General features: G+C 54.1%; 13 protein-coding genes and 1 pseudogene. 7 read left to right on the forward strand and 7 right to left on the reverse strand.

Annotated elements, in window-relative coordinates; genetic code table 11:
- Positions 1 to 28: 28 nt before the first annotated feature.
- Positions 29 to 946 carry an ABC transporter permease gene (locus CAter10_RS10950; RefSeq protein WP_061533437.1) on the reverse strand — a complete coding sequence of 306 codons (918 nt, stop codon included), beginning with the start codon at positions 944 to 946 and terminating at the stop codon, positions 29 to 31.
- Between the two features lie 92 nt (positions 947 to 1,038).
- Positions 1,039 to 2,544, reverse strand: coding sequence for an ABC transporter substrate-binding protein (locus CAter10_RS10955; protein WP_231879298.1), 1,506 nt, complete (start codon positions 2,542 to 2,544; stop codon positions 1,039 to 1,041).
- A gap of 189 nt (positions 2,545 to 2,733) precedes the next feature.
- Between CAter10_RS10955 and CAter10_RS10960 the strand changes: the two genes are divergently transcribed.
- Positions 2,734 to 3,642, forward strand: a complete 909-nt coding sequence (locus tag CAter10_RS10960; protein WP_061533439.1) for a LysR family transcriptional regulator — start codon at positions 2,734 to 2,736, stop codon at positions 3,640 to 3,642.
- 36 nt (positions 3,643 to 3,678) lie between these two features.
- On the opposite strand, the gene CAter10_RS10965 is transcribed toward CAter10_RS10960, so the two are convergent.
- Positions 3,679 to 4,188 carry an Lrp/AsnC family transcriptional regulator gene (locus tag CAter10_RS10965; protein ID WP_061533440.1) on the reverse strand — a complete coding sequence of 170 codons (510 nt, stop codon included), beginning with the start codon at positions 4,186 to 4,188 and terminating at the stop codon, positions 3,679 to 3,681.
- A gap of 213 nt (positions 4,189 to 4,401) precedes the next feature.
- Here CAter10_RS10965 and CAter10_RS10970 point away from each other — a divergent pair, with 213 nt between their 5' ends.
- Entirely contained in the window at positions 4,402 to 5,418 is a 1,017-nt protein-coding gene (locus tag CAter10_RS10970; protein WP_061533441.1) for a 1-aminocyclopropane-1-carboxylate deaminase, read from the forward strand.
- Between the two features lie 304 nt (positions 5,419 to 5,722).
- Positions 5,723 to 8,406: pseudogene (gene mdeB / locus CAter10_RS10975) on the forward strand (alpha-ketoglutarate dehydrogenase).
- Positions 8,407 to 8,555: 149 nt separating this feature from the next.
- On the opposite strand, the gene CAter10_RS10980 reads toward mdeB, so the two are convergent.
- The 3 genes from CAter10_RS10980 to CAter10_RS22420 all read right to left on the reverse strand — a co-directional run bounded on the left by CAter10_RS10980 (position 8,556) and on the right by CAter10_RS22420 (position 15,267).
- The gene (locus CAter10_RS10980) at positions 8,556 to 11,996 is read right to left on the reverse strand and encodes an autotransporter outer membrane beta-barrel domain-containing protein (protein ID WP_231879272.1); all 3,441 of its coding nucleotides are present in this window, start codon (positions 11,994 to 11,996) and stop codon (positions 8,556 to 8,558) included.
- A gap of 365 nt (positions 11,997 to 12,361) precedes the next feature.
- The gene (locus CAter10_RS10985) at positions 12,362 to 14,398 is read right to left on the reverse strand and encodes a LamG-like jellyroll fold domain-containing protein (protein WP_236905531.1); all 2,037 of its coding nucleotides are present in this window, start codon (positions 14,396 to 14,398) and stop codon (positions 12,362 to 12,364) included.
- Positions 14,399 to 14,727: 329 nt separating this feature from the next.
- Positions 14,728 to 15,267: a hypothetical protein gene (locus tag CAter10_RS22420; RefSeq protein ID WP_128083041.1), complete on the reverse strand. Its 540-nt coding sequence runs from the start codon at positions 15,265 to 15,267 to the stop codon at positions 14,728 to 14,730.
- Between the two features lie 369 nt (positions 15,268 to 15,636).
- Here CAter10_RS22420 and CAter10_RS11000 point away from each other — a divergent pair, with 369 nt between their 5' ends.
- From CAter10_RS11000 to CAter10_RS11015, 4 genes are all read left to right on the forward strand, one after another.
- Positions 15,637 to 16,332: a hypothetical protein gene (locus CAter10_RS11000; RefSeq protein WP_061533446.1), complete on the forward strand. Its 696-nt coding sequence runs from the start codon at positions 15,637 to 15,639 to the stop codon at positions 16,330 to 16,332.
- A gap of 79 nt (positions 16,333 to 16,411) precedes the next feature.
- Positions 16,412 to 16,855, forward strand: a complete 444-nt coding sequence (locus CAter10_RS11005; RefSeq protein WP_236905532.1) for a GTPase — start codon at positions 16,412 to 16,414, stop codon at positions 16,853 to 16,855.
- A gap of 15 nt (positions 16,856 to 16,870) precedes the next feature.
- Entirely contained in the window at positions 16,871 to 17,272 is a 402-nt protein-coding gene (locus CAter10_RS11010) for a roadblock/LC7 domain-containing protein (protein ID WP_061533447.1), read from the forward strand.
- A gap of 89 nt (positions 17,273 to 17,361) precedes the next feature.
- Positions 17,362 to 17,721 (forward strand): hypothetical protein, encoded by a 360-nt coding sequence (locus tag CAter10_RS11015; protein ID WP_061533448.1) that lies wholly within the window; start codon positions 17,362 to 17,364, stop codon positions 17,719 to 17,721.
- Between the two features lie 110 nt (positions 17,722 to 17,831).
- Here the strand turns inward: CAter10_RS11015 and CAter10_RS11020 are convergent, their stop codons facing one another.
- A complete protein-coding gene (locus CAter10_RS11020) occupies positions 17,832 to 18,743 on the reverse strand; it encodes an amino acid ABC transporter substrate-binding protein (protein ID WP_061533449.1) in 912 nt (303 codons plus the stop codon).
- Positions 18,744 to 19,073: the final 330 nt, after the last annotated feature.

Consider the following 19,073-nt stretch of genomic DNA (forward strand, 5'->3'; position numbering starts at 1 on the left):
ACAATAACGGAGACGACATAAGATTCCCTTAGCGAGTGCGGATGCGTGGATCGAGCATGGCGTTGATGACGTCGGCCAGGAAAGTCAGTGCGATATAGAACACCGCGATGATCAGCACCACAGCTTGCACCACGGGATAATCGTTGCGGGAGATCGCATCCCAAGCCAGTTGGCCCAGGCCTTGCAACGAGTACACCGATTCGATCACCACCGAGCCTCCCAACATGAAGCCCATTTCCACCGCCGCCAGGGCCACCACTGGAATCACCGCATTGCGCAGCGCATGCTTGAGAATCACGCGGGTCTTGCTCAGACCTTTGGCCCTGGCGGTGCGTATGTAATCCGACTCCAGCACGTCGAGCATGCCGGCGCGCGTCAGCCGCATCATCGCCGGCGTCGCGTAATACCCCAGCGCGACAGCAGGCAACACGAAATGCTGCCAGGTGGTATTGCCCGCCACCGGCAGCCAATGCAAGCCGACCGCAAAGATCACGATCAAGGTCAGGCCGAACCAGAAACTGGGCATGGCCTGGCCGATCACCGCAATCAGCAACGCCAACCGATCCAGCCAGGTATCGCGAAAAATCGCCGCCAGCACGCCCAACGGGATCGCCACGAATACCGCTAGCAGCAGCGCAATTCCGCCGAGCTTGAGGGTGACCGGCAAACGCTCCGCAACCAGATCCATCACGGAACTCTGGAAATAGTAGGACCGTCCGAAATCCAGCCGCACCGCATTCCACAGCCAGTCGGCAAATTGCCCCGTGAGCGGCCGGTCCAGGCCGTACTGCGTGCGTATCGCCTCCACCTGCGCCGCGCTGGCTTCCGGCCCGGCGATGGCGGTGGCCAGATCACCGGATAGATGCAGCAGCATGAAGCTGACCACCGAAACGGTGATGGCGACACTCAACGCGATCATTAGGCGACGAAGGATGTAGATCAACATGGTGATGGCTGCCCCTGGCTGGTGTGAGATGGCTTGAGTCGACCCCGACGTCGATCTCGATCTCAAATAAATGACTCGTATCGGACGGCGAACTATTTCCAGCTGGCCTCGTAGAAGCGCGGCAATTCATCCGGGTAACCCTGGAATTTCAGCGCCGAAGTGTAGGCATAATTGGTGGAATACGAAAACAGCGGGGCCGCCAGCGCCTGCTGTGAAATGCGTTGTAATGCTTTGCTGTAGTTTTCCTTGCGCACCGCGGCATCGAGCGAGGAATCGGCTGTTTCCAGCCAGGTTTTCACTTGCGCGTCCTTGCTTACATCGTCAGCACCGCCCTTGAACCAGACGCCGGTGAAGGCGGACGTGTCGTTCACTGAAAACGAGCCCCACGCTTGAAAGGTCATCGGCGTTTTTCCGGCGCGATATTCGGTTTGCAACGCGGCAAATTTCATGTAATGCAAGCGAGCATTGATGCCGATCTTGTGCAAATCGCCGATCAGGGCTTCCGCATATTCCCGTTCGCGATAGGCATAGATATCGGTGTCGAATCCTTTCGGATAGCCGGCTTCGGCCAGCAGTGCCTTGGCCTTCGCCGGATTGTATTCATATTTGACGACCGTCTTGGTTTCGCATCCGAATTGAGCACGGAAACAGGCTGCATACACCGGCTGGCTGCCGCCGCGCACCAGACTGCCGGCCAAGCCGTTGCGGTTGACGGCATAATTTACGGCCTGCCGTACACGGACGTCCTTGAACGGTGAGTTGGCTGCTGAGCTGCCGGTGCTGTCCATGGTCAGGAAACCGATGCGCATGGTCTCGCCACTCTGCACCGTGATATTAGGCATGCTACGCATGGCATCCGCCTGGTCGGCCGGAACCCGCCAGATCCAGTCGATGGCACCGGTCATCAGTTGCGCAACCCGGGTTTCCGGATCGGGTATCACAACGAATTTCAGAGTGCCTATCTTCGGCTGGCCGAGCGGACTGTCCTTGAAGTAAGCGCTGTTCCTCACCAGCGTGACCCCCTGCCCTGGCGTGACACTGGTAATGCGGTAAGGACCGGTGCCGATAGGCGCCTTGCTGAATCCTTCTACGCCAACCTTTTTGAAATAAGCCGCAGGATAGATCGGTGTCGGCCCGGACAAGTATTCCAGCGCAGCCGGGAATGGCTGCTTCAGGTTGATTCGCACCTTGTACTCGCCGAGCTTTTCAGCGCTCTTGATCCAGTCGGTATTCTGGCGCGTAACCACCTTGGATTCGGGAGAAGCCACGTAGTTGAAGGTGAACACCACGTCGTCAGCGGTGAATTTGTCGCCGTTATGGAATGTGACGCCCTGGCGCAAATCCAGCACCAGCGCAGTCGGTGACTCCCATTTCCAGGAAGTCGCCAGCTGCGGTTTGTACTCGTTGATTTTTGGATCGCGATATACCAATGTATCCCAGGCCAGGTGCGCAATGATGACTCCCTCGCGCAAGTTGTTGTGATAAGGGCCGATATTCTCAACCTCGCTGTCGGACGCATAGATCAGCGTATCGTTGGCCTTGCTGGCCAGTGCCGATGTAGCAACGGCAGCACCGGCGGCGAACAAGATACAGCGCATCCAGGCAGTGGAAATTTTCATCACAAACGTCCTTTTCGAGAAATTTTCTGGGAAAACCGTGGCTTGGAATTGATACTAGGTCACAATACAGTTTGCAACAACTATCAAATTTCTAACTCTGCGTTGCTGAAAACAGAACGCAGAAAACTGCCACCGAACGTAAGAAAAATTGAAGACGAGGCCATTTCCATGAAATCGCATCAATTGCAGGAAACATCATTGCGTTATTTTCTCGAAGTCGTTCGTTGCGGCTCGATCAGCGAAGCCTCGCAGCGCCTGAACGTCGCCAGCTCGGCGATCAGTCGGCAGATCACCGGCCTGGAACAGATTCTGGATACCGTGTTGTTCGAGCGCCGCCCGCGCGGCATGGTGCTCAGCGCGGGCGGCGAAGTATTGGCCGCGCATGCGCTCAAATCGGCGCTGGAAGCCGACCGGGTGGTGGCCGATCTGTTGTCGCTCAAGGGCTTGAAGAGTGGCAGGATCAGGATCGCCAGCACGGAAGGTTTCGCCATTGATTTCCTGCCGCGCCTGATCTCGGATTTCCAGAAAAAATATCCGGCGATCGTATTCCAGTTGTATGTGGGGCCGCCAGCCAGCGTCTCGCGCCAGGTGCGCGAAGGCAATGCGGATATCGGCCTCACCTTCAGCCGCATCCCCGAGCCGAATATCAAGGTCGTGCACCAGCAGCCCGCGCCGGTCATGGCGATCATGCGCAAAGACCATCCGCTGAGCCAATTCAAACAGGTGTCTTTATCGCAATTGGCTGCCTATCCGATCGCGCTGCCGGAACCAAACACCACCTTGCGCCAGCTGTTCGATCTTGCGTGTAACCGCCAGCAATTGCTGTTCGAGCCGGTGTTGACCAGTAACTATGTTGAGGCCTTGTACAATTTTGTGATGCACAGCGGCGGCGTCTCCATCTCCGGCGAAGTCTCGGTGCGGGACCGGGTCGCAGAGGGAAAAATGCTCATGCTGCCGATTCGCGATCGAGGGCTGGATGGGCGCCAGGTCGAAGTACAAACCTTGATCGGGCGCACCCTGCCGCGCGTTGTGGAAACGTTTCTGGACTATCTGTTGAATCATCTGAGGTCACAGTAAGTCGATAGCAATCGATCTGACGCGCGCAATCGTATGCTAGATCGGCAACTGGGTGGTTGAGAGAACCTGTTTGAGCACCATGAATGTGCGGATTTGCCGCACACCCGGCAAGTACAGCAACTGCTCTGCATGGAGGCGGTTGTAGCTGTCATTATCTTTGGTTCGCAGTAGCATGAAGTAATCAAACTCGCCTGTCACCACATGACATTCGAGGCAGCCAGACACTTTTTGCGCCGCCCGCTCGAAATCGGCAAACGACTCTGGTGTCGACCTGTCCAGCACCACACCGATCATCACCAAGGTGCCGGCATCCAGGGCACGTGGATCAAGCAGCGCCACTATCCCTTTGATCAGCCCCAATTCCTTGAGCCGCTCGACTCTTCGCAGACACGCCGGAGCACTCAGATTCACCTTGGCCGCCAACGCAACATTCGACACCGAGGCGTCGCGCTGCAGCGCCCTGAGAATCGCCCGATCGGTGCGATCCATGGTTTCGCCGGCGGCATCGGCGGGCAACGGCGTTGAGCGCAATTTTATTGCTTTCATGTGTGTTTATTCAAAATAAAACATGGATATATCCGGAATTCTCATATTTTAAAGCCGATTAATTGAAGAAACTTGCAACCATGTTTCTTGCGATTGATTCTAATATGGAATTGATCTCAACATCAATGAAAGCTGGATTTCAGCATGCCTGTTTTCTTCGCCAGCTTTGATGCGTGGATACCTACTCCCACCCCAACCCAAGGAGCTGTTCCCATGAACTTGAAAAAATTTCCACGTCACCAGCTTACTTTCGGACCGACACCAATCCAACCGCTGAAACGGCTAAGCGCCCATCTTGGCGGCAAGGTCGAGCTTTACGCCAAACGCGAAGACTGCAACAGCGGCCTGGCATTCGGCGGCAACAAGACCCGCAAGCTTGAGTACCTGATCCCTGAAGCGCTGGAAGGCGGCTACGACACCCTGGTTTCGATCGGTGGCATACAGTCGAATCAAACGCGTCAGGTTGCTGCAGTGGCTGCGCATCTGGGTCTCAAATGCGTATTGGTGCAGGAAAACTGGGTCAACTATTCGGATGCCGTGTACGACCGGGTCGGCAATATCGAGATGTCGCGCATCATGGGCGCCGATGTGCGGCTGGACAGCGCCGGCTTTGATATCGGCATCCGGCAAAGCTGGGAACAGGCGATGGAAGATGTGCGCAAGGCCGGCGGCAAGCCCTTCCCTATCCCCGCCGGCTGTTCCGAGCATCCACGCGGCGGCCTTGGATTCGTCGGCTTTGCTGAAGAAGTAGGGCAACAGGAAGCCGAGCTGGGCTTCAAATTCGACTACATCGTTACTTGTTCGGTAACCGGCAGCACGCAAGCCGGCATGCTGGTGGGTTTTGCCGCCGACGGCCGCGCCGACCGCGTGATCGGCATCGATGCTTCAGCCAAGCCGCAGCAGACCTTCGAACAGATTCTGCGGATCGCAAAAAACACCGCCGGGCTGGTCGAACTTGGGCGCGACATCACCGCCAAGGATGTGGTGCTCGATACCCGTTTCGGCGGCCCCGAATACGGTTTGCCGAACGACGGCACGCTGGAAGCCATCCGTCTGTGCGCCCGTACGGAAGGCATGCTGACCGATCCTGTCTACGAGGGCAAATCGATGCACGGAATGATCGAAAAAGTGCGGCTGGGTGAGTTTCCCGCAGGTTCCAAGGTACTGTATGCCCACTTGGGCGGAGTGCCCGCGCTGAACGCTTATAGCTTCCTGTTCCGCAACGGTTGATCGGGTTGAATCTTCGGTACGCCGCGCGGGTATCCGCAAAGCGTACCGTAGGCACTGCAAGACATCCTTTCAAATACCGCTCAAACAATTGCCAATTCCGACCTCGATGGTTGTTCTACCGCGCCAGCTGCGCCAAATCCTTGCAGGGCACATACCCGCCCGCATGGGTGTATCGTTACTCTGGCTTTCAGCGCTGCTGCACGAATTCCCTGCAACACCGTTACAACTGCACGGTTCGGCTTGAACGCATCTCCCAAATTAAATATTAGCAGGCCCTAAAGCCCAATCACGAGGAACGAGGACCATGGAAATGTCATCCGTCAACACTCTGAATAATCCATTCGACAGTGATGCGCAGGAAACCGAAGAGTGGCTAGCTGCGCTGCAGGCGACCATCCAGGCCTCCGGTCCTGAACGCGCGCGTTACCTGTTGTCGAGGCTTAGTGCAGCTGCCCAGACGTGGGGAGTCAAATGGCGCGATGCGCGCAATACGCCCTATGCCAACACGATTCGTGTCGAGGATGAACCGCCGTTTCCGGGTGGCGCCGACGCACTGTCGATCGAACAGCGCCTAGCCAGCCTGATGCGCTGGAACGCGCTGGCGATGGTGGTGCGCGCCAACCGCGCCTATGGTGAGCTGGGCGGCCATATCGCCAGTTACGCTTCTGCCGCCGATCTGTTCGAAGTCGGCTTCAACCATTTTTTCCGTGCGCGCACGGACTCTTTTGGCGGCGACCTGGTCTATTTCCAGGCGCATTCGGCACCCGGCATTTATGCACGCGCCTTCCTGGAAGGCACGTTGACGGAAAAGGAACTGTCGTTCTACCGACAGGAAATCGAAGCGAAAAAACATGGCGCGCGGGGCCTGTCTTCGTATCCGCACCCGTGGTTGATGGAAAATTTCTGGCAGTTCCCTACCGGCTCGATGGGACTCGGACCGATCAGCGCCATCTACCAAGCACGCTTCATGCGCTATATGGAACACCGCGGCTTGCTGGCGCCGCAGGAGCGCAAGGTCTGGGGCGTATTCGGCGACGGCGAGATGGACGAACCGGAATCGCTGGCGGCGCTCAGCCTGGCATCGCGCGAAACGCTGGACAACCTGGTGTTCGTGGTCAATTGCAATTTGCAACGGCTCGATGGCCCGGTGCGCGGCAACGGCCATATTGTCGATGAGCTGGAAACCATATTTGCCGGCTGCGGCTGGAATGTCATCAAGCTGCTTTGGGGTTCGGACTGGATCCGCTGTTCGCGCGCGACCAGTCAGGCGACCTGCTCAATGCGCTTAACCAGACGGTAGACGGCCAGTTGCAAACCTTCGCCGCCAACGATGGCGCCTTCAATCGCGCCCGCTTCTTTGGACAAAATCCTGCGTTGCAGGCAATCGGCGCGACGCTGACCGACGACGAGATCGACCGCCTGCATCGCGGCGGACACGACATGAAGAAGATCCATGCTGCATATCTCTCCGCCGCAAATCATCGCGGCCAGCCGACGGTGATACTCGCGCAAACCAAAAAAGGCTTTGGCATGGGCGCTGCCGGACAAGGCAAGATGGCCACCCACCAACAGAAAAAACTCGACGCAGGCACCTTAATTGAGTTCCGTGACCGCTTCCGCCTGCCGATTTCCGATGCGGACTGCGAAGCGCTGGCATTCTACAAGCCGGCAGATGGCAGTCCCGAGATGCGCCATCTGTTGCAACGACGTGCGTCATTGGGTGGTTTTATACCTCGACGCAGCGTATCGCAAACAAGGATTGCGGTGCCGGAGATGGCGTCTTACGCGAAATTTTCACTGGATGCCGATGGCAAGGAAATGTCGACCACGATGGCATTGGTACGCATGCTGGGCACCCTGCTGAAAGACGACGGTATCGGCAAGCACATCGTGCCGATAGTGGCCGACGAAGCCCGCACTTTCGGCATGGCAAATCTGTTCAAACAGGTCGGCATCTATTCGTCGCAAGGCCAGCTGTATGAGCCTGAAGACATAGGCTCTATTCTGTCTTACCGGGAAGCCAAGGATGGCCAGATCCTGGAAGAAGGTATCTCGGAAGCTGGCGCCATTTCTTCCTGGACCGCTGCTGCGACCAGCTATTCGGTACATGGCTTGCCGATGTTGCCTTTCTATATTTACTACTCGATGTTCGGTTTCCAGCGTATCGGCGATCTGATCTGGGCCGCAGCGGACCAGCGGGCGCGTGGCTTCCTCATCGGCGCCACCTCCGGACGCACCACCCTGGCGGGCGAAGGCTTGCAGCATCAGGATGGCTCCAGCCATCTGGTTGCAGCTACGGTGCCGAACTGCGTTTCCTATGACCCGGCCTATGCCTATGAGTTGGCGGTGATCGTACAGGACGGCATGCGCCGCATGCTCGGCAACAATGAAGATATCTTCTATTACATCACTGTAACCAATGAAAATGAGGCGCAACCTAGCATGCCGGCGGGTGTCGAAGACGGCATCAAGCGCGGCATGTACTGTCTGCTTCCACAAGATAATGCCGATGTCCGCTTACTCGCAGCCGGTCCGATCCTGAAGGAAGCGATCGGCGCGGCGGCTTTGTTGCGGGAAAAATTCGGTATCAACGCCGAAGTCTGGAGTGTCACCAGTTATACGGAACTGGCGCGCGACGGCGTCGCGGCCGAACGGCTGCAGCGCCTGTCCAGTTCGTCTCCGGACGCCTACATCACGCAGCAACTCTGGCGCAGCGACGCACCAGTCATCGCCGCCAGCGATTATGTACGCAGCATTCCCGAAAGCATCCGCGCTTACGTGCCCGCTCGCTACGTCACCCTGGGCACGGACGGCTTTGGGCGCAGCGATACGCGCGCGAACCTGCGCGACTTTTTCGAGGTCGACGCGAAATGGATTGCGTTTGCTGCATTACGTGAACTGCCCGCTGGAAAAGATGCAGCGCAATTGCCGAAATTTGCGGAGGCGCTTGGCCTGGATTTGACGAAACCATGGTCAATAAAGGAGTGACGCTACTGCGGGGCGTTCGATTGGGGCACTGCATTCGCCAGACAATGGAAGGAGCCCAAATGGAGTGGGCCAATTCAGCGCGCAAACGCCCACCGACCCCACCGATCCAATTGAGCGCGAGCGATGACTCACAAGGCATTGCCGCCAGCTTACCAACTCCACCGCATGCCTGCATCCGCCATCGCCGTGCGCTGCTGTGCTCCTCCCAGGTTGGTGGTGTAGGTTGCCGTCACGAATACACTGGTCGACTTATTGATTGTTGCGACCAGACCAGCGTTTAGCTGGCCCGCTGTCTGATGCGTACCGTTCGAGATCACTGTGGTGCCATCAAAAGTCGTGGTGTCGTGGGAGCCGGAACTGCGCAGCAGGTTCAGCCGCAGATACGGTTGCCAAACCGTCGTCGACGTTTCAAAACGACTTTGTAATCGTACTCCGAGCCGAGCGAGGAAGGTGTTGCCGTTGTTAAAGCTCACAGTCGAAACACCATCATTCAAGTCATTGAACGCTAGGTTTTGCCAGATTACCTGCGCTTGAGGCTCAATAGTCACACCCGCACCGAGTGAAATTGGCAGGCCGCCCTCGACCGATCCGAGGAGCGCGCTGCCGTGCGTGTGTGCACCTACGCCGTCATGTGAACGCGGGTCCGCAGACAGTGAACTTCCCATCAGGACCGCGTCCGTGTACCAGCCACTTGGGCCGATGTGAGTCCAGTAGCCGCCAAGACTATATGCGTCAATTGCAACATTGCCGACATCAAGATTCTGCACTGCCAACGCAAAGCCGTTGACGTTCCCGGTGGCATGCGCAAAACCGACAAACAGACCGTAATGGTTACGTTGGCCGCTAGCGCTGGTGTCCGCATAGAGGTCATGACCTACCTGCATTCCCGTCATTGACCCGTCAAACTGGGGTGAGACAGTTCCATCTTGACGTTGCTTGGTATGGCTGCCCCAGACACGCCCCCAAGCTGCCGGCAGTTCCCCGTTCTCGATCAACAACGATTGCTCACCCTGCCTATCATGGAAATTATCGAGTTGCTGGATATTAAGTTGTCGGGCGACGCTGGGAACTTCCGCATAGATAGGCACCTCGGGACGATACAACGGTGTTGTTTCGGGGCCAGTCGACGGCGTAGTTGGTGGGACGGCCGGAGGTATCTCAGCCGGAGGCTCAACTATGGGCGGAGTTGACGTTACAGTGTTTCGCAGATACCAGTTTTCAGATGTGCCGCTGGTCACGCCGCCTTTGGCAAGATAGTAGGAATACGCCCCGGCCTTAACCGGTCCTGCCAGTGCAAACGCGCTTGCGGTAGTCGTCGCGCCATTCACGGCCTGCACTACTTCAATGCCGTCGGCGACGATGGCCGCGCCAGGACCGCCGACATTCGTGATACGCAAGCTAGATGATCCGCTGGCGGTACCACCATTGATGACTAACCGGTCAGACGCCGCTCCATCGCCTGCGAGGAAGGTGTTCAGAGAGATGCTGCCATTTTGGCCGACATAGTTGCCGACAACGTTGAGTCGGTTGCCTATCCCTTGGCCGCCGATTTGCACCAGGCCAGCATTGGTCAATGGTCCGTTGATCGTAAAATTGCCCTTACCTGAACCTGCGAACTGTGGCACAGCATTGGCCACTGCAATTGTGCCATTGTTGTTCACGGAACCGGTGACGCTGCCATACCCGCCGAGCATTGCACCTGAGGCGACGATCGTATTTCCACCACCAGACAATGTTGCCGCAGCGTGCGACGCGTCGCCCACCGCAAGTATTCCGGCGGCGACGTTCGTTCCTCCAGTATATGGATTGTTCGTGTTCAGCACTGTCATACCGGCACCAGCTTGCGTAACCGAGCCGGTCCCGGAAATTGCGCCAGCGAACGTCACGTCGTCTGAACGGTTGAAGACCAGTGTACCGTTGTTGACTACATCGCCGACGATGCTGCCCGTTGTGCCAGCATTGCCAAGTTGCAGTGTACCGGCGGAAATACTGGTTCCTCCACCATAGGAGTTATTCCCGGTTAACACCGTGGCGCCGCTGCCGGCCTGATTGACCGATCCTGTGCCTGAGATCGTCCCGGGAAACAGCAACGTGTCGGAACGGTTAAAGACAAGAGAGCCGTTATTGGCAACATCGCCGACGATGCTACCAGTCGAACCACCGTTGCCCAGCTGCAGCGTGCCTGCCGAAATCGTCGTACCACCACTATAAGTATTACTCCCTGCAAGCGTCAGAGTGCCTGTTCCCGCCTTGTTGAAGCTGCCCGAACCAGTCATGCCTTGCGTCAGTGTGGATGTAAATCCTTGCGTGTCGATGGTGCCGCCGGGCGCATTGATGGTTACCGCACGCGTATTGGAGAGATCAAAACTCTGCAAAAGCTGAAGCGTCCCGCCGTTGAATGTCAGCCCACCGGTGTTAGCTCCAAGCGCGTTGTCAACGCCCACAGCAACGGTGCCGCCGGTGAGCGTGGTGCCGCCGGAATAAGTATTGCCGCCGGCAGCTGTCGGCGCTAGCACTAACGTGCCGCCCTGAGTCTTTTCGACCGCGCCGGTGCCTGAGATGAAACCAGTATAAGTCCCGTTGTCAGGCTGCACGAAACGTACCAGTCCGTTATCCACGACACTAGGTGGCAAGCTTTGCGCACGCGCTTCAAGCGTGCCTGCTGCATCGACAAGCACCTGACCTGTATATCCGCTATTGTTGCCGGTTAATGCCAACGTACCTTGCTGAACCTCAGCAAAGGTGACGCCGGTAACGGTGCCAGTCAGCGTCCAGGTCCCTGAGTCGTTCTTGATGAGCGATGAGAAATTGGTCATATTGCCGGGCAGAGAAGAACTGCCGGTACCGCTCAGGAAGATGGTGTTGTTGCCTTTGCCGCCATCAAAATTTCCAGTAATCACTGACCCGGTATAGAGCCGTAAGGTATCATTGCCGCCTGAAAAAACAAGGTTGCCGATGATTTGCCCCTTGTTGGTGAAGTCGACCGCGCCGTTCCCGGACGCACCGATCACATTGCCTGGCGCCTGAATGATCCCCGTTGCATTATTGATGATCGTATTCAGGCCACTTGTATTCTGAAACCAGATGGCAGCGGTGTTATTTGACTTGATCGTGCCATTGTTGACGATGAGATTGCCGCTGCCTTGTGGATTGACTGCTTCTGCACTGCCTTGGAAGCCGGTCGCGAGGACCTGCCCTCCCTGATTAACTGTCAATGTGCCGTTGTTGCGGAATTCGATCGTATTGGCGCCGGTGTTGTATAGCCCATTATTGTTGGCCGCAGCAGAACTCACTGTACCGCCATTCTGGACCGTCACGTTCGCGTTGTCGCGCAGACTGATAGCATTCGCATCGCCCACCGCTAGTTGGCTGCCCGTTCCAACGGTGACGGTTCGACCATCCTCGCTAGCAACATTACCGGTCCCCACTGTCGAGGTCCACGGATTGGGCGCCCCGGTATCGCAGGCTGTAATTTTCCCTGAAGTGTTGCAGGCTGCGTAGGCTGTTCCTGGCACCAGATTTAGCGCAGGTATCAGCGCAAAGGAGGATGCGGCAGAAAGAATTAGGCGGTAGTGAATGGGGTGGGTCATTTTCAATATCATTTGAAAGTTAGGCATTTCATGATTGCGGATTACATTTCAAATTAACAATTTAAGATGTTATTTAACATTTGAATTTCGAAAATCCACGGTATATATGGGCAAATCAAACTTCGAGTTAACGAATTTATTGTCTCAGGATTACATTTAAAAATAACAATACGCGACACCATGTGACAATATTTTACATTTAAGAATTGCAAATAAACAACGTGCGCTGAGATTGCACAAAAAAAAGTACGCTGAAAATGACGATCGGCGTCGGTATTGAATGACGCCGATTCATGCATGAGATTATTGGTGTGTCCTAGATGGTTAACGTCCAATGCCGCCGCAGACAGTTCATCACGACAACCTTAGTTAGCCCGCGCAGTAAGCCATTTATCCGAAGTCAACGGGACGCCAACAATACGGATTTCACCTAAGCTACCTAAGAATCCGGTAGACATACCGCCCGCCCATTGGCCGCAGCCTATCGCCATCTGATCTGCAGGTTTGACGTAGCGAATTCCGTTCATCCCTGAGTTGTTTCGGAGGACCGGTGCCCCTTCGACGTACATGGTGGTGGAATACGAGTCACTCGGATTGTTGACGATGGCGATATGAAGCCATTGCCCAGCAGAGATGCTGCCGGACCAACATGTCAAGTTTGTGTTTTGGTTGGTCGGCACGATTTCCCACTGAATCTCCATCAAATTCGACAAAGCGAACATCAGACAACAATCACCGTCGTCCGAAGCAAAACCTGCGAGTTCTGAGCGGGGGCCGAGACGATACAGGATGCCCATCCATCCATTGACATTAGCGTCGAAGCCGGGATCAATCTTGATGAATGCTTCGACTGTATATCCATTCGAGAACGGTTCGGTATTCAGCGAAGAGTTCGGATCGGTTGTGAAGTACGAAGCTCTCGTGCCCGTAGAGTTGAGGAAACGCAGGCTTCCTGGGGCTGCCGACAATGGATGGTGATCCTTCGACCAGATCAGATCTCCCGGCATGCCCAGTTCGATGTGCAGGGAAATTGGGTTGGTGCCAGCCGTTGACGCATCCTTGATTTGCTGGCCCGCTTGATATGGGAAAGCATCGCCCTCGGATGCCGCGTTGTTGAAAAATCGCCAATGCGCGAGCGTATTGGCCACCTTTGGATAATCATCGCTGCCGGTCGGCAGTACAACAGCTTTTTGCGGTGCTTGGATATAGTTGGTAAGAATCAAGGACTTCGCTATATCTGTCAACGCCTGGGTTGACGTACCAACCGGGGTGATGAAATTTTTGTTGAAAGATGAAAACCTCTTTGCAAATTGAAAATCCAGCGAAAAACTTTGATTGGAGTCCGTTAGCCACGCCACATCAAACTGATTGAGTGTGCTCGATGGCTTGACGGGAACCCATGGGGAAAATGAGCTGGCCGTTATTTTGTTATTAGTTAGATCAAAATCATACAGCCGCATCAATCCGTTTCCGCCCATATACGCCATCTGATAATCCACGACCATTAAAATGACGTCGTTGCCAAAGGCGTTCTGTTTGATTTTCGTGCACGACCCGTGATAATGCCCGCTAACGGCCATAAAAATCTGGTCGTTGTTTTTTATGAGCTTTTCCCACAAATAGTTTGAGTAGGCGGTGTCGGCCGCGGTAGTGCCATCGCTGCCAATGCCCATCAGTTGATGATTTACCAGGATAACCGGGATCGTGCTGTTGCTCGCAATTACCTGGTTTGCCCATGCGAGAGCATCGTCGGAGGCCCTCCAAGATAGGGAGAGCACGAGGAATTTGTTACCTTCTGCGGTGAAAACATGATACTCATGGAATCCGGACGAATGCCTGCCGCCGAATGTGGCTTGCTGCTTGGCTCGTTCCGTCGGGAACACTTGCAGATACGGTTGGAAGATACCGGATCGATGGTTACCTCCGTCCTGATAACCATCATCATTGTTAAAACCCGTAACGCCAATTCCCCAATCCGGCCCCCATTGCATGTCATGACCAATCGCACCAACGTCGTGATTGCCAGCGCATATCGAATAGGGGCACTCCGCCACTTCCAGGACTTGCATGGCTTGGCTTGCCAGCTCCCACTCCTTATTAATCTGGTCGCTATTCAATTGCCCATTTGCCACCAGGTTTGTACTGCTTGTCCACGGCGACGAGCCTTCTGCCGTGTAGTACCAAGACTGATCTACCACGTCTCCGAGATGAATCGTGAACGGTATTTTTAGATCAGCACCATGTGCAGCAATCCACTGCGTCTGAGTTTTAAACGGATTGTTGTAAAGCGGATTAATTGCCGTATAGAGCTTCTGATATAGCTCCCCCATTTTCTCAGACGCATACCGCGGATAAAATTGCGTATCGGGCAAAATTGGGATTGAAAAACTTGATATGGCCATGGCCGCTGGCGGCGGGGGTGTTGTTCCACCTGAGGGAGCTGTACCGCCTGGAGGCGCTGTTCCACCTGGGGCGTTGTACCGCCTGCAGGTGCTGTTCCGCTGGCGTCGGAGGAATTCATGGTTCCGCCGCCGCAGCCTTGTAAAATTGTGCCCACCCCCATTACCGACATTGCCAGCATTGATTTCAATATTTCTCGCCGCTTAATTTCGGGAACGAAAGCAAGTTGATCCAGATTTATATCTTTCATTTGAAATACTTTTCACTGAGTTTTAAAAGGACCTACCGAGGGGATTAACTACAATTAATCGAAGGTGAATCAATTCTCTGTCTAGCCGTTACCGGCCAGATATTTGCAAAGCTGTTCGTAGTGCGCTCGGACCTCATCAAGCAACTGGCCAGCTTTCTCTTGCACAGAATTTTCCAGGTCGTTATGGTTTTTCATGGCGTCGGAAATATCGGCAGAAATTCGGTTATAAAATTGCAATTGTTGCTGGTTGCCGAAAATGCTTTCCCACTCTTCACGAAAAATTTCGTCGAAAGTCAAACTCTCTATAAATCGTGCAGCGCTGGTGGTTTCGTCCAAATTGAAAGAGCGCAGCATTTGCGCCAGCAATAATGGACCGTCATCCAAAATTCTCTGTGTCATCTCATCTGCTCCGTCAATAAAAACAATTTTCCTGTTGATGGTATTTACCGCCGCAGATGCGCTTGGCAATGCCGGCGACCTGAAAAAAATCGTTCCGTCTCGAATCCTCTTGCGTGCGTTCGCGGCAGAACGAAATCCCTCCCCTGCCCTGCATCCTTTTGATTTCGTTATCAATGACCGTTTTCCCGGGTGAATGATGAGCAACGCAAAAGAAAATTCCAATCGGGAAATCCTGAATTTTGGGTAGGCATTTCCTCCAATCCTGAAAATATTCATCCGATGCCAATCGCAGCAATCGTCAGACCGGATCAAGCGCCATGTCGATCAGGTTTCCCGAGCGGCATAGGGAATTCCTTACAAGTCATTTCGCAAATCCCACACGAATATCAAGATTCCCTGATATTCCCGCCCCTACTTATTGCCTATCCTTGCCGCTAGCAAGTGCTCAAAGGCGATGTCGCACACACCAGTTATGCGGCAGATAAAGAGAGTAACGATCTGGCTCATTTTTAGGGGGGCTCATGCCGCATCCACTGTTAGTAAACTTTCTTTTGCTTGCTCTGAATTCCAGCAATCAATCCCGACTCCATCATGCGTAAGGCCACCTTCATCTCTGTCAGCCATCTCGCTGAAAAAGAGTTCTTGCGCTATGAACTCCTCATGCAGATAGCAAATGAAAAGACGGTATTCCACTGGATTCCATCCGATATCCAATATGCATCGGTGGCATTGCTTGATCATTCCATTTTCAATTCACACAAAGCGCTGCCTCCCAACTGCATTTGTATCTGGATCTCTGACTCCCAAGACCGTCCATCGGGTAAAGGCAACATAACCCTACCGCTGGATTTTCGTCTGCAGGATCTGATAAACGCACTTGACCGAGCGGCTTTACGGATACTGGACATGACGGCTGAGAGAATTGTGTCGCCCGACACGACCGATTTGGTCTCTCAAAGAACTTATCGGATCTCCAGGTGGATCGACCTGAGGGACGATTTGTCCCCTATTCGCTTTCAGAAAATCCTTGCGGTAATGACGAAGCAATCAGTCAACTGGCATTGGCTCCTTACATACGGCGCCCTGACAGAACGTGAAGCATGTGCGTTTCTTGATGAACTGAGAAAGAAAGAAATATTGATTGAAGGAGGCAAAACGCCGATCGCTCCAGAACCTGTGCGGCCGGTTTGCCTTGAACAAAAGGAGCGCGGCGTAGGATTGTTTGTCAAAAAAATCAATCAATGGTTGGGCAGGAGCCGTACACAGGAAATGGAGAACACCCAATAGTGTGCATATTACGCGTGGTACTTCTGGGGCCGATGGCATAGGAAAAACGACAGCGATTCGTTCTCTGTGCGGAGATCTGATGGTCGATTGCGACGTTCCCAATATGGATCCCAGCTCTGCTGCCAAGGAGAATACAACGGTTGGCGCCGATTTTGGGATAGTGGATTTAGACGACGGTGAGCAACTTCATATCTACGGCAGCCCGGGACAGGATCGTTTCGATTTCGTGCGTGGTTGGCTGCTCTCCATGGCGATTGGCGTGATTGTCATGGTCGACGCCAATGAAGCGAACGCGGTCCGCACGGCGGAGCAATACCTTCAAACTGTTTATTCCGTTTCCGAAGACATGCCGTGCATGCTGCTGTTGGCTCGCCCTGTCAGCGCCGATGTGAGCAACCGGTTTGCGTCGCAACTGACGACCGCACTGGGTATCGCCGTCCCAATGATTACAGCAGATGTGCGCGAACGATCACAAATGCTTGATGCACTGGATATTTTTTCATCTCTGCTGGCAGCAATATAAATTCACACACAAAAAATGAAAGCCGATCTCGCTTCCGCAGCCTTCGCTGCTCGTCATGTATTCAGCCAAATTGACTTGCCTCAAAACAGCATTTCAACAATGGTCATGACCACTTTGGACGGGCAAGAAATCGCTATCCATGACCCAGGACACAAATACAGTGCCGCCCGTCTTTCTGCAATGACCAGCTCCCTGGTCGCCATCGCACGCTCGCTGGGCAAAGAGGTTGACTTCGATGGCTGTGATCGTTTGGTGCTTGAAACCCCGAAAGGAAAAATCATTTTTCGCCCGATCGGCCATAAGTACCCTTTTTTGCTCTGCGTTGTAGTCAACCAGGACGCCATTCTAGGACACACCATATGGACGGTCGATAAAATCGTCAGCAATTTTATCCAGCAGCTAATTCTCAGCCATTGATGCAATTTAATGCATCACCGGCGTTGGTCGGCCGGCGGTGATGTATCTACTCCGTTCAACGCCACTACCTATAAAAGTCAGGGAAAAATATGAGTAACATGAAAATTATTATTGATTCACTACTGATTGTCGATGGCATGCTAGCGGCAGCAATTGTCGATAGCAACAGTGGAATGATTCTGGGTTCCGGCGGCAGCGGCGTTGATCTGGACTTGGCAGCCGCTGGTAACACCGAAGTAATGCGTGCCAAATTGAAGACCATGAAGAGCCTTGGCCTGAATGACAACATCGAAGATGTCTTGATTACTCTAGGTAAGCAGTACCACATACTGCGGCCTATAGAGAAGCACGAAGGCCTGTTTATCTACGTGGTGCTGGACAAAGGGAAATCCAATCTGGCGTTGGCCCGGCGCAAAGTACAGGATGCGGAACACGCATTGGTAATATAAGCGATCTTGCGCGGCAGGGATGCCTGCCGCCGAAATCCCGATAAGCACAGTATGCTACGGCGTCGAAATTATGTGAAACCGTGTCGGCGGCTACCGGCCGCATAGACCGCTCAATCTTCTATTTTGTCGGTAGGAAAAAGGATGGAATCCCGTAGCAAATATCCCATCGGCATATTCACACTTTTGCCTGGTGCTGGAATGGAATGCATGAACCATTTATCGTAGATCTTTCGAAAATCGCCGTCATTCTGCAAATTCGCCATTTCCCGGTCGACCAATGCTTTGAATTCGGCGTCGTCTTTAGTCAGCATGATCGCGTAGGGTTCCACCGAGAGCGCATCGCCAACTATCGCGAATTCTTCTGGACGTTTCGTGCTCGCACGAAAACCGTACAAGATAACGTCATCCATCACGAATGCCGAGGCCTGCCGCTTTTCAAGCATGCTGAACGACTCGGCATGATCGCCTCCTTCCACCAATTTCAAGGCCAGCGCCCTGACCTTGTTCCTGTCGTTCAGTAACTTGATGGTCGTCGTTCCTTTGGTCGTCACGACTTCTTTTCCACGCAAATCAATCCAGTTTTTGATGCCTGAATCCGAGCGAACCACCATTCGTACCCCAGCAAAAAAATGCGGCACGGTAAATGCCACCTGCTTACGGCGTTCGGCGTTGTTGGTAGTGGTGCCGCACTCAAGATCGGCCTGTCCGCCTGTAATCGCTGCTATGCGGCTGGAAGGCGTCACGGCCAGATAGTTAACTTTCAATTGCTGCAGCTTTAGTTCCTGCCGTATTCCTTCGACGATTTTCAAACAAAGATCGACAGTGAAGCCGACCGGCTTCTTATCCGCGTCAAGATACGAGAACGGCGCCGTCGTTTCCCGATAAGCAATCGTAATGGCCTGGGTGTCCTTGATTTTCGTTAGGGTCGGGCCGGCAATTGCTGGCGTCGAGCATAACCATGAACTCAACAGCAGCGTCCCAAGAATTGAATACCTAGGCCAAAGGAAAACATCCATGTACATAGAACCACCTTGTCATATAAAGAATATGATGCGGAATATTCAAAAGAACGCTTTGGCGACCATCGCGCCAGACCCAGGATAATGGGATTCTGGATTAGCAGATATCGGGATATCCTGATCTTGACGTAAGGATAGAAAACCTCTGTCCAGGTATGGCATTTGAAGCAAGGCTTCAGCCATCTCCCTATGCGAAGCCGCAGCACCGTCCGGTCTCGCCGCCCAGGAATTGGTCTAAAAAAAGCGGCCGATACAAACCTAAGATGCGTGATAATGACCAAAGAAAACGGCTATTCCGCCAATGCCGGATCCGGACGCAAAGATCCAGACCGG

This window comes from Collimonas arenae, assembly GCF_001584165.1.
GTDB lineage: Bacteria > Pseudomonadota > Gammaproteobacteria > Burkholderiales > Burkholderiaceae_D > Collimonas > Collimonas arenae.